This window comes from Desulfosarcina cetonica JCM 12296 (assembly GCF_001311845.1).
GTDB classification, from domain to species: Bacteria; Desulfobacterota; Desulfobacteria; order Desulfobacterales; family Desulfosarcinaceae; genus Desulfosarcina; species Desulfosarcina cetonica.
In genome coordinates this window covers 1-11,227 of the sequence record NZ_BBCC01000196.1, presented here as the reverse complement: position 1 = coordinate 11,227, position 11,227 = coordinate 1, and the positions used below count along the sequence as shown (strand labels likewise).

General features: G+C 57.8%; 11 protein-coding genes and 1 pseudogene. 10 read left to right on the top strand and 2 right to left on the bottom strand.

Annotation, left to right across the window (positions count from 1 at the left end; genetic code table 11):
- Window positions 1-10: 10 nt before the first annotated feature.
- The 5 genes and pseudogenes from JCM12296_RS50945 to JCM12296_RS28190 form a co-directional block, all read left to right on the top strand.
- Window positions 11-202: pseudogene (locus tag JCM12296_RS50945) on the top strand (hypothetical protein); the annotation flags it as partial.
- Between the two features lie 63 nt (window positions 203-265).
- Complete coding sequence (locus tag JCM12296_RS28205; RefSeq protein WP_157067967.1) at window positions 266-3,400, top strand: WD40 repeat domain-containing protein; 3,135 nt, start codon at window positions 266-268, stop codon at window positions 3,398-3,400.
- A gap of 3 nt (window positions 3,401-3,403) precedes the next feature.
- Entirely contained in the window at window positions 3,404-5,692 is a 2,289-nt protein-coding gene (locus tag JCM12296_RS28200) for an AAA family ATPase (protein ID WP_054700072.1), read from the top strand.
- Window positions 5,693-5,739: 47 nt separating this feature from the next.
- Complete coding sequence (locus JCM12296_RS28195; protein ID WP_157067966.1) at window positions 5,740-6,312, top strand: AAA family ATPase; 573 nt, start codon at window positions 5,740-5,742, stop codon at window positions 6,310-6,312.
- Between the two features lie 40 nt (window positions 6,313-6,352).
- Entirely contained in the window at window positions 6,353-6,916 is a 564-nt protein-coding gene (locus tag JCM12296_RS28190; RefSeq protein ID WP_054700067.1) for an ATP-dependent metallopeptidase FtsH/Yme1/Tma family protein, read from the top strand.
- 113 nt (window positions 6,917-7,029) lie between these two features.
- Here JCM12296_RS28190 and JCM12296_RS28185 read toward each other — a convergent pair whose 3' ends face one another.
- Window positions 7,030-7,266, bottom strand: a complete 237-nt coding sequence (locus tag JCM12296_RS28185; protein WP_054700063.1) for a hypothetical protein — start codon at window positions 7,264-7,266, stop codon at window positions 7,030-7,032.
- 18 nt (window positions 7,267-7,284) lie between these two features.
- Window positions 7,285-8,121, bottom strand: a complete 837-nt coding sequence (locus JCM12296_RS28180; protein ID WP_054700062.1) for a cytidylate kinase family protein — start codon at window positions 8,119-8,121, stop codon at window positions 7,285-7,287.
- 352 nt (window positions 8,122-8,473) lie between these two features.
- Here JCM12296_RS28180 and JCM12296_RS42675 point away from each other — a divergent pair, with 352 nt between their 5' ends.
- The 5 genes from JCM12296_RS42675 to JCM12296_RS28170 all read left to right on the top strand — a co-directional run bounded on the left by JCM12296_RS42675 (window position 8,474) and on the right by JCM12296_RS28170 (window position 11,111).
- Complete coding sequence (locus JCM12296_RS42675; protein ID WP_218188328.1) at window positions 8,474-9,049, top strand: NAD(P)H-dependent flavin oxidoreductase; 576 nt, start codon at window positions 8,474-8,476, stop codon at window positions 9,047-9,049.
- Complete coding sequence (locus JCM12296_RS42670) at window positions 9,001-9,432, top strand: NAD(P)H-dependent flavin oxidoreductase (protein ID WP_218188327.1); 432 nt, start codon at window positions 9,001-9,003, stop codon at window positions 9,430-9,432. Before JCM12296_RS42675 ends, JCM12296_RS42670 begins: the two co-directional genes overlap by 49 nt.
- Complete coding sequence (locus tag JCM12296_RS42665; RefSeq protein ID WP_218188326.1) at window positions 9,416-9,547, top strand: nitronate monooxygenase; 132 nt, start codon at window positions 9,416-9,418, stop codon at window positions 9,545-9,547. Before JCM12296_RS42670 ends, JCM12296_RS42665 begins: the two co-directional genes overlap by 17 nt.
- 242 nt (window positions 9,548-9,789) lie before the next feature.
- Window positions 9,790-9,990, top strand: coding sequence for a hypothetical protein (locus tag JCM12296_RS45965; protein ID WP_246804992.1), 201 nt, complete (start codon window positions 9,790-9,792; stop codon window positions 9,988-9,990).
- The gene (locus tag JCM12296_RS28170) at window positions 9,990-11,111 is read left to right on the top strand and encodes a GTPase (protein ID WP_246804991.1); all 1,122 of its coding nucleotides are present in this window, start codon (window positions 9,990-9,992) and stop codon (window positions 11,109-11,111) included. The genes JCM12296_RS45965 and JCM12296_RS28170 overlap by 1 nt, the downstream gene beginning before the upstream one ends.
- Window positions 11,112-11,227 lie beyond the last annotated feature (116 nt).

The following is an 11,227-nucleotide window of genomic DNA, read 5'->3' as shown; positions in this document are numbered from 1 at the left end:
CCTGCGGGATATGGAGGAGATCGCCGACCGGCTCATCACCATTTACCGCGAAGCATGCGGCAACGACTACCCCCGCCAGTCACCCCGCCAGGACCAGGCCCGTTCGGCGGACAGCCTGGTGAACCAGGCGCTGTCCCAGTTGGACCTGGGACAGCGGGACCGGGCCGTCGCCCTGCTCGAGGAGGCCCTCGCCCTTGAGCCCCATCACCCCGAGGCCACCTACAACCTGGGGCTTTTGCGCTGGCGCGCCGGAGAGATCACGGATATGGACGTCATCCATGATCTGGAATCGGTTCGTGCTTCCTGTCCGCCAGGGCAAGTTCGGCAAATAGATTTTTTTATTAGCAAAATCCATCTCGAACGGGGTGACATTATGGCCGCCCGCCGCATCCTTGAAGAAACCGCCCCTTTGACGGATGAGATAACAAATGCCCTGGCAACAATTCCATCGGCGGACATGTATGAACCGACTTCGTTCGGGCAATACGAAAAAGTACTGCAATATCTAAGTGATGGCGCCGATCTCATTGATGATCAGGATCGAGCGGTATTGTTTGATCGAAGCACGTCCACCGTCTGCCTGTTGGAACTGGATAAGATACCCGTCATGGATCAACCGGACATGCAAGTTAGTCGAATACCGTTGTTTGAGGGAATGGGTAAGATTACTTCCCTGGCGCGGTCATCGGCTCGAAACCTTGCGGCGTTGGGATATGAGTCCGGTTTTGTACAGGTTATCGATCTCGGATTCAACATTCCGGTAATGTCTATCTGGGATGGGGTACACCCTGACGAAAAGCAACGCTTCAGGGCCGGTCACGTATGCAAAAAACTCGTTTTCAGTCGTGACGGTCGATACCTCTCCTGTTTCGCCCCCGAATGGCTGATCATAGTGGATCTTAATCATTCCTCCACCCACATTTTCCGCGAACATAGCCAATATGGCCCCCCTGTATTCGCCTGCTCTCAGGATATGACCCGGCTGGCTGTTTCTTGTACGTTTAGCAGTCCTTCCCCTGGCAGTCGTCCCGTAGAAAAAAAGGCAATCGTAATTTTGGATTATCCGAGTGGTCGTTGCTTTTCCCATGCAATGAACAAACGGATATGCAAAAGCCTGGATTTTTCTCCCTCCGGCGAGCATCTTTTTGTTTGCCGATTTCCCTACCAACAAGGGAGTCCGTGGGTGGTGGAGCAATACCGCATCGGAGCAGAACGGCTGGTTCTGGAACGGGAATTCGATCTGCCACCGGCAGGTATGAGAGCCACGAGCAGTTCGCTGTTGTCCGCGGACGGAAAGCTATTTGCGATTTCTGGGCGTAACTTCGGCAACCAGTGCTTTTGGCAGATCATCGACCTTCGAAACAACCGTCTGAGATGTTCATTGAAATGCGAAGCAATCTCCAAAATCATTCATTTGGAAGAATTGGGTGATGGTTCCGTGAGCGTGGTTGAACTGCCCTTTCGGGGTCCCTTTCTGACCCGGCGGCGAATCGCCTCACCACGCCCTGCACCCTTGGCCCTGTGCCGTGTCACGACCAGCGAGGTTGCCGTCACGGCCCAATCGGCGTTCACCCAAGCGATGGACGCGGCATCTCAGTTTTACCGGCAAGCAAACTATGCGGACACTCTTGCTGCACTCAAGCGGGCCCGGGCGCTAAACGGGTATGAACGTGATCCATCCCTGCTGTCCTTATGGTGGCGTGTTGGCCATCGCATGGCCAGAGGCGCGTGCCGGGGAAGCTGGTTGGCCAGAACCATCACGGCGGCCAACCCCGACGCCTCATATCGTTTTGTCTGTGCGTTGATGGATGGTGATCAGCGATTGTTGCTCGTTCACGATGCGAATGATCATTCGGCGGAGCGCATCGATATCATTAGTGGAGAGCAGGATCAGCTGCCCTGGCGGGTTCCGAAAACAGAGCCAATCAGGACGCGTTACGATGATATGTGGGGATTGTGCTGTCATGCCTATAAGAACGGTGTCAGCGTTTATGCACCACTGAGTGGGAAACCACTGGTGGACGGTCAAAAAAATTCCGGTACGGCGACCATTCTTGATTGGAACCCCAGGCGCCTGCAAGTCCTTATCGGGAGTTCAATTGTCACGAACAGATCTCCTATGCTTCTGGATGCCAGGACTGGAAATTTATTATCCTATGCCCATTACTGCAAGGTCACGCTTCCTGAAAAGGCGGCCAAATCGGATGTGGATGGCCGTTTCCTGGTCAGCCTGAACGTATGGACGAATATCTGGCATTTGCCCAATGAAATGCCGGATCAAACGGATATTCCCCTTCCTGACCATTTCAGTACAGATTGCCTTTTGGCCCGACCGCAAGGCGATTTTGTCGTCATCGGTGCGATCGGAGGAGGCGAGGGAAATCCTTTGCACATCATGGTTTGGCAAAAAGGAACGCCGTTTCCTGAACCGACCTCCATGGCGGTGGAATTCCGCAAGGGATATAGTCTGTTGGCCGCTTTATCCCCTGACGGACGATTTGTGGCGGTCAGCGATCGCGACGGGACGGCACTGCTCGTCTGGGATGTGGATAATACCTGCTCCATCACCAAGGACGTTCCGGGAATGGGGGTCAATAAACTCATGTTTGTCAGAGACGGTTCATTTCTGCTGATGGCGGGTTCAAAGGACAATAAGGGGGTGGTTAAATGCCTTGCCTTAGACTGGGATTTGCGTCTGCCCGACAGATCGGATCTCATGCGGGCACGCCCCCTCATCCGTTCCTTTTTGGCGAGTTGTACGCCCAGGGTATTTAGCGATCCCCTGGCCATGAACCATGAACCAGCTGAGCTGGAAGATCGCTTCCGTCCCCGGGAATTCCCCTGTTGGGGGCGGGTGGAACTGATGGGTCTTCAAGCGCAGCTTGCGCTTTCAGGTTTCGGGGAATGGGCTCTGGACGAATTGGCGAGCCAGGTTGGCGCATTGGCACCGGAATCACGGCCCTCATGCTTTGCGGCGCTTCTATCCGAATCGGAAAAGCGCTTGACGTCGGGCAGGGTGGTCACTGGCACCCGGCTTGAAACCGTGGATCCCATCGATATCTATTACCGCTTTGGTTTGCATGGAGAAGAGACAATGCTGGCTGCCGTATTTTCCGATCCAGAATCGGCATCAGGCTCTTCCTTGTGTGTCTTGACCAACCGGAAACTCCGGTACATGAGTAAAACAAATTTGCCGATCAGCATTCCGTTTGGCACAATGGAAGACATTGCATTGATTCGCACAGACCATGGGTTGACCATGATGATGGATGGCGAATCGATAATAAGCGGCATCCCACCCGAGTCGAAAAACGATTTGTTGGTGTTCGCAATGATGATTCGCTTCGTCGCAAAGCGCGTTTGGGGCCAATCCGTTCGCATGCCCGGCAAAAGGGAGTGATCCGTGAGCATCAATTGGCCCTTCAGACTCATCCAGATCCTGGCCGAAAAGGAAGCCGCCGCCGCCGGTTTCAGCGCCATCGAACCCGAACACATGATCATGGGCGTCACCAAATTCGCCGGATTGCCCGAACCGCTTCTCAGGTTAATGGCCTCGGGGGCCGCTGAAATTCAGCCCTTGATCGAGGATCAGCGCAAGATTCGCGACGCCATCATCGGTATGGGCAAACGACCGTCCGAACTGCGCCGAGGCCTGCGCGCGGATATGGGCCGGGGGGCGGCCGCGGCGGGAGAAGGGCGTCCGCTGCTCTCTCCCGCCGCGCTCAAACTCATCAAGGATGCCTGGCATCATGCCCAGGCCCGGGGCTTGCAAGACCCAATGGGTGTCGATCTTCTCGAGGCCGCCCGGCGGCAACCGCCGACGCCGCTGCTCAAAGCGCATCTGAAATCCATCGATGAAAATACCGAGGGACCATCGCCATCCGGGATGGAGGGTTCGCCTCCCTCCGAGGACCCCGGCCCCATCGATCTGGCCCGCCTGACGAACCGTCTCAAACAACTGCGCGGTCAGCTCTTGGAAACCATTTTGGGTCAGGATCATGCCATCCATGCCTTCGTGGAGGGAATCTTCAATGCCGAGGTGACCGCATCGGCAGACGCCAAACGCAAACGTCCCAAAGGCATCTTCGTTTTTGCCGGCCCGCCGGGGGTGGGCAAGACGTTCTTGGCCGAGACGGGTGCCGAGATTTTAGGCAAGCCGTTTTTACGGCTCGACATGTCCGGTTACGGCGACGCCATGGGGGTTGTCCAGCTCGTTGGCGCCCAGCGCAGTTACCGCGGAGCCAAACCGGGCAAGCTTACCCAGTTCGTTCAGGACAATCCCCATGCGATGTTGCTGTTCGATGAAATCGAGAAGGCCAGCCTGGATGTCATCCACCTTTTTCTCCAGATCCTGGACAACGGCAGCCTCGAAGACAAATTCACCGAAGCGAACGTCAATTTCCGGGATACACTGATCATTTTCACCACCAACGCGGGACGGATGCTTTACGCGGACGGCGCCGCCACCGGTGCGGTCCTGCATCGCCGCACGATTTTATCCGCCCTTGAACAGGAGATGGATCCGCGCACGCACAAACCGTTTTTTCCCCAGGCCATATGCTCGCGTATGGCCACGGGATACCCGGTCATGTTCAACCGGCTTGGGGTGGGCGAGTTGGTCCAGATCGCGGAAAAGGAGATGCAGCGTGTGGGAGCCCTGTTTGAACAGGCCCATGGGAAGCGCTTCGATATCGATCCGGCGGTCCCCCTGTGCCTGGTGCTGCGCGAAGGCGCCAGGACCGATGCTCGCACGGTGCGCTCCCAGGCGGAGATTTTCTGCAAGAACGCGTTTTTCAATCTACTCCGGCACATGTCGACCGACCATCTGCAAACGGTGTTGGACAATGCTAAACTGGTGCGGTTTTGTGTCGAGAACCCTCACGATGGCCAGTTCGACAAAGCGTTGGCCGACGTCATGCAACCTCCGGGAAGGGCCAAATTGCTTCTTGCCGCGCGGTCCCAGGTGCTGGCGGCCGCCGCCGGCATCGATGGCATCGAGATCGCTTTCGCCAACGACATGGATGCCGCCAAGACGCTGATCGCCACGGACGAATTCGATCTGGCACTCGTCGACCCCTGGATCGAAAGTCTCGAACCTGCCCACGTTCCGAGCGGCACCGACATGGATGCGTATCTGGGGCTGACCGTGGCCGGATTCGACAAGGCACCCATCGGCGCACGGCTGCTTCGCCGCGGGATCGAACTGCTGCGCTGCCTGAATGAATCTCCGGAATCCCCTCCGGCGTTCATGCTCAACCTGGTGGCACCGACGGCATCCTCCGTGGACGACGAACTGCTCATGAGTGCCGCACGGTATGGTGTTCGGGGGGCCATCGATCTAACGTGTAAAATCGACGGCCTTTCGTTTGAGGATGGTGTCCGGTTCGACGCCGACGATATTGCCGCATTTGAGCAGCGGCTGCACCAGCGTGTGCTGCGCATCCGCAGGGAACGCGGTGTGGCCGGGATCGTCGGGCAGGGCAAGGCCCTGGCATTTGACACCGTTCCCGCCGTAGTGGCCAATGGGGCGGAAATGCTCATCCGGCTGCGTGGGTTAAGGGTGGTGAACTCGCCGGCCGCCGACGATGTCGGCGGTCTGATCAGCGATGCGGAACGTCCGGCCATGGGGTTTGACGACGTTTTCGGGGCGGACCAGGCCAAGCTGGAGCTGCGACACATCGTGGATTGCTGAAGAACCCACGCCGGTTCGCCGGTCTGGGGCTCACGCCGCCGCGTGGCGTGCTTCTGTACGGCCCGCCGGGTACGGGCAAGACCATGCTCGCCAGGGCGCTGGCCGGCGAGAGCCAGGTGGCCTTCCTCGTGGAATCGGCCACTAATTTCGTGACCAAGTATGTGGGCAGCGGACCGGAAAGCGTCCGCAACCTCTTTGCCCGGGGACGGCGCTACGCGCCCAGCATCGTCTTCATTGACGAGATCGACGCCGTGGGCCGCAAGCGCGAGGGGACGGGCTTCAACCGGGCGCAGGAGGAGACCTTGAACGCCATCCTCACGGAGATGGACGGATTTTCCACACCGGCGGCCAAACCCGTTATCGTCATCGCCGCGACCAATCTGGTGGACGCGTTGGATCCGGCGCTGGTCCGTCGATTCGACCGTGAAGTGGAGGTGGATCGGCCGGACAAGGCCGCCCGAACGGCGTTCCTGAGCAAGCGCCTCGCCCCGGCAGCCAAGTGCCGTATCTCGGATGCGGTCATCGGCCGCATTGCCCGCAGTCGGCCGGAGACACCATTGCCAACCTGGAGCGAGCCATTCGCCTGGCCGGCCGGCGGGCCGCCCAAGCCGACGGGGTGATTACCGACGCATTATAGAAGATGCGTTCGAAACCCTGCGCATGGGGGATGCCAAGGGCAGGGCGACGGATCCGGCGGTACTCCTGCGAATCGCCCGTCATGAAGCCGGGCACTGCCTGGTGGGCTGGCTGCAGGGGGACAAGCCCATGCAGATCACCATCGTGGCCCGTGGCCGCGCCGGCGGCTATGTGGAGCGCGAGGCCCTTGAAGATAAAATGATCTATACCAAACGGGAACTGGAACAATCCATCCGCCAGGCCATGGGTGGCCGGGCTGCCGAAATGGTCTATTACGGCGAGGTGGACGGGCTTTCCAGCGGCGTTCGGGGAGACTTGCAGCAGGCGACGCGGGTGGCCGAGGGCATGGTCCGACACGATGGCATGGCTGCGAAACCAGGGCAGGTGGCCCTGGGTGACGATGCCCTGCGGGACGGCTCCCTGGCTCTGGTCGTTGTTAGAGAAAAAGAACGGATCATCGCCCAGCAGCTGGAGAAGGCCCGCCTCATGATCGAATCGCACCGGGAAACGATGGACGAACTGGTTCGCCAACTCATGGAGAAAAACCGACTCACCCGGGAGGAGCTCGAACGGATCCTGCCCGCATGAAGCCGTGCCGCATCGTTGGGGTTCACGGCGGCTGGTGTGGCACCCGGGACGTTCCGGATGCGCACCCCATCACTGCCGCTTTGGCGTATTTGAGCGTTTGCCGGAAGCGGACATCACTCAGGGGGGAGGGGTGAACGACACTTGGGGCAGTACGTACCGAATTTGCTGATGTGCCCTTCCCAGCCGCAGTTGCTGCAAACGAAATAGGTCATATGCTGCAGATTGACGTTTCGGCGGATGAACAGCAGTCGATAGCACTTGGCAATCGCATAGATTCCGAAACCGATACCCAGCCAGAGCAGCACCCGGCCAAGGGTGATGTCGTTGATGATAACGGTATTCAGGGACATGGCCTTTCTCCGTCGGCATCATATTTTATGAAACGGATTGACGGTACGATGCTCATCCGTTTTTTTGTGCATATTCATGACAACCTTTTTGACGCCTTCTATTTTTTCGGCAGTGCTTTTGATTTCATTGAAGATATCATTTTTTACATCCGAATGTGCATCTGCTTGGCCGATGCCGACGACACCGTTATCGGCTTTAACCATGATTTTCGGTAGGATGGTCACCAGGGCGGCATGAACTTTTGCGGCGAGCAGGGAATCATTCAGAAGCTTCTCGGATTCGGGGGTGGTTTCAAATTGCGGTTTTTCCACCGCTTGACAGATCAACGCCGCCGCATCTTCAACCGTCAGGTTTTTTACATTCAGCACCATGTCGTAAAGACTGCTGTCCCAGGTATCAATGCCGTATATCCCAAGCCCCCATTTCCTGCGCTCGTCATCATCTTTTTTCAGAATATAACGGGCTTTTTCCGCTGAAATCTTTTCCCGCCGGACCTCTTCCTTGACCCGCTCTTCCATATCCGCAATGATTCTGACTTTGAGCACATTCGGCAGATCCAATAGAAAATAGTGCCCTGCCAGACCGTGATAAACAACATTGCCCTGCTGAATACGCTGTAATAGGGCTTTGCGGATGTAACTCACATAGCGTTCTCTGCCATGCGTGAATCTTTCAAGGACGGACGGGGCGTCATGAAGCGCCCTGACCAGCCTGATCTCCGGGATGTTGAATTCTTTTGACGCTTCCAGCAGAATATCGCGGGAAATACATTCGTACCCCAAGTCGGCGGCCACTTTTTCGGCCACTTCTTTTCCGCGACTGTAGGATCCTCTTGAGATGGTAATAATAGACATTGTAACATCCTTTTCTAATCGTTAATCATCCCTTTTTTATTGAATGGAATTGAAGGATTATCATAGCCTACTGATAAATCAATATGTTTTAGATCGGTTGGGGACATTTTGTCACCCACCTGCTGATGCTCGGTGAGCACCACCATCGCAGCATGCTTGCCCGCTGTGAACGGTGCCCCGATATTACGCGCTGGTATTCTTGGCGGCTGCGTAACCCCTCAATTGTAAAACAATTGTAATAGCCCCTTTATCGCTTGTTCCGCGTCCGTCGCTTGGCTATGCATATTTTATTTCGTATGTGCTGCTGATGTTGTTGATTCCAATTTTGCATATCCGTTCAATGGTGCTATCCATGAAAATGCCTGAACTTAAAATCGGCCACCTGGTCAGTCGCCTTCCAATTATCCAGGGTGGCATGGGGGTGGGGATCTCCATGTCCAATCTGGCTTCGGCCGTAGCCAATGCCGGCGGAATCGGCGTCATCGCCGGCGCCATGGCCGGCATCACCGAAAAGGATATCGCCACCAACGGCCTGGAGGCCAACTGTCGGGCCCTGGCCCGCGAAATCAGAAAAGCCAAGGAGAAAACCGCCGGGATCGTCGGCGTCAACATCATGGTCGCCCTGACCCATTTCGCCGAGATGGTCAAGACCGCCATCGCCGAGAAAGTCGACCTGATCTTCGCCGGCGCCGGACTGCCACTGGATCTTCCCGGTTTTCTCAAAAAAGGCGACCGTACCCGCCTGGTACCCATCGTCAGCTCGGGCCGGGCCGCGGCGATCATCGCTAAACGCTGGTACCAGCGTTACGGCTACCTGCCCGATGCCTTTGTCGTGGAAGGTCCCAAGGCCGGCGGGCACCTGGCTTCAAGGCCGAGCAATTGGACGATCCGGCCTTCTGCCTGGAGAACTTGGTCCGGGATGTGCTGACCGAAGTGAAAAAGGTCGAGGCCGAACACGGCGTGTGCATCCCGGTGATCGCCGCCGGCGGTGTCTACGATGGCGCCGACATCCGGCGCTTCCTCGAAATGGGTGCCAGCGGGGTGCAGATGGGCACCCGCTTCGTGGCCACCCACGAGTGCGATGCCGATGCGGCCTTCAAGCAGTCCTACCTGGATGCCAAGGCCGAAGACCTGATGGTCATCAAGAGCCCCGTGGGCCTTCCCGGCAGGCCCTGCGCAACCAGTTTCTGCTGGAGGCGGCCGAGGGACCCGACGCCCCTTCCGTTGCCCCTACCATTGCATCAAGACCTGCGACCCGGAGACCAGCCCCTATTGCATCGGCTTGGCCCTGGCCATGGCCCGCCAGGGTAAATTGAAAAGCGGATTCGCCTTCGCCGGCGCCAACGCCTTTCGCGTCGACAAGATCGTCTCCGTGAAGGAGTTAATGAACTCCCTGATCGCCGATTACGATTTGGCCACGGCCTGACCGCCGCTTTCGCTGCGCCGCCGCTGTCCATTTTGCATCGGCGGCGTCCAACCTTGACGGATTCGTAACAAGCCCGATATCGGCGTTACGCGTATCCTTCTTCTCACCATCGCCGCCTGCCTTCCATTGCCACGCTAATCTTTCTCCCCTTTTCAGAACGTCGCTTTTGGGCGATACTGTAGAGTAATGAATGACCGGTCCATCGTCCGAGCGCTTTTCAGATATCCACCAAGGAGGTGTGCATGGTCGAGAAAGTGATCATCATGGGGGCCGCGGGCAGGGATTTTCACAATTTCAATGTCTACTTCCGCGACAACCCACGCTACGAAGTGGTCTGTTTCACCGCCACCCAGATTCCCGATATCGACGGCCGGATCTATCCGCCCCAACTGGCGGGCAGCCGCTATCCCCAAGCATCCCGATTGTTGCCGACGATCAACTGATGGAATTGATCCGGAGAGAAAAGATCGATCTGGTGGCCTTTTCCTACAGTGACGTGCCCCACGTGGAGGTCATGCACAAGGCCTCCCAGGTGACTGCCGCCGGCGCCGATTTCATCATCATCGGTGCTCCCTACACCATGCTGACCTCCCAGCGCACGGTCATCTCGGTCTGCGCCGTACGCACCGGCTGTGGCAAGTCCCAGACCAGCCGGCATGTGATGCGGATCTTGCAGAAGATGGGCAAGCGCGTGGTCTGCGTGCGTCATCCCATGCCTTACGGTGACCTCACCCGGCAGATCGTGCAGCGCTTCTCCTCACGGGAAGATTTGGTCAACCAGCGTTGTACCATCGAGGAACGCGAGGAGTACGAACCGGTCATCGACATGGGCGCGGTGGTTTACGCCGGTGTGGATTACGGCCTGATCCTGGCGGCGGCTGAAAAGGAGGCCGACGTGATCGTCTGGGATGGTGGCAACAACGATACGCCCTTTTTCAAGCCCGATCTTAACATCGTGGTCTTCGATCCCCACCGGGTCGGTCACGAGACCACCTACCACCCCGGTGAAACCAACATGCTCATGGCCGACGTGGCCGTGATCAACAAGGTCGACAGCGCCCTGCCCGAGAATGTCGAAGCGCTGCGCCGGACGATTGTTAAAAACAATCCCGCCGCCACGATCATCCTGGCCGATTCGGCCCTCTCCGTGGCGGACCCGGAGGCGGTGAAGGGCCGACGCGTTCTGGTGGTGGAGGACGGGCCGACGCTGACCCATGGGGAAATGCCCTTTGGTGCCGGCGTGATCGCCGCGCGAAGGTTCGGCGCGGCCTCCCTGGCCGACCCGCGCCCCTACCTTAAGGGGAGCCTGGTGCAGACCTTCGCGCGCTATCCCCACATCGGCACCTTGCTTCCCGCCATGGGATACAGCAGCGCACAAATCAAGGACCTGGAAGAGACGATCAACGCCTGCCCGTGCGATCTGGTGTTGTCGGCCACGCCCATCGACCTGACCGCCGTGGTCAAGGTCAACAAACCGGTGGTCCGGGTCCGCTATGCCTATCAGGACAACAGCATGCCGACGCTCGAAACGGTGATTCGCGAGCGCCTGAAGGATCGCCTGTAGCCCAAGTTGAGGGTTAACTGTCAACGCATCGGGAGGGGACCATGATTGTCGGAATCTTGAAAGAGATCAAATCGGAAGAGAACCGGGTGAGCATGACCCCGGCAGGCGTGGAAGTG

What these genes read in the sequence shown, in the direction of transcription:
- JCM12296_RS42665 (WP_218188326.1), top strand. Translation starts at nt 9,416, where the DNA reads ATGGCCCGCCAGGGTAAATTGAAAAGCGGATTCGCCTTCGCCGGCGCC.
- JCM12296_RS45965 (WP_246804992.1), top strand. Translation starts at nt 9,790, where the DNA reads ATGGTCGAGAAAGTGATCATCATGGGGGCCGCGGGCAGGGATTTTCAC.
- JCM12296_RS28205 (WP_157067967.1), top strand. Translation starts at nt 266, where the DNA reads ATGGACGTCATCCATGATCTGGAATCGGTTCGTGCTTCCTGTCCGCCA.
- JCM12296_RS28190 (WP_054700067.1), top strand. Translation starts at nt 6,353, where the DNA reads ATGGGGGATGCCAAGGGCAGGGCGACGGATCCGGCGGTACTCCTGCGA.
- JCM12296_RS28185 (WP_054700063.1), bottom strand. Translation starts at nt 7,266, where the DNA reads ATGTCCCTGAATACCGTTATCATCAACGACATCACCCTTGGCCGGGTG.
- JCM12296_RS28180 (WP_054700062.1), bottom strand. Translation starts at nt 8,121, where the DNA reads ATGTCTATTATTACCATCTCAAGAGGATCCTACAGTCGCGGAAAAGAA.
- JCM12296_RS42675 (WP_218188328.1), top strand. Translation starts at nt 8,474, where the DNA reads ATGAAAATGCCTGAACTTAAAATCGGCCACCTGGTCAGTCGCCTTCCA.
- JCM12296_RS28170 (WP_246804991.1), top strand. Translation starts at nt 9,990, where the DNA reads ATGGAATTGATCCGGAGAGAAAAGATCGATCTGGTGGCCTTTTCCTAC.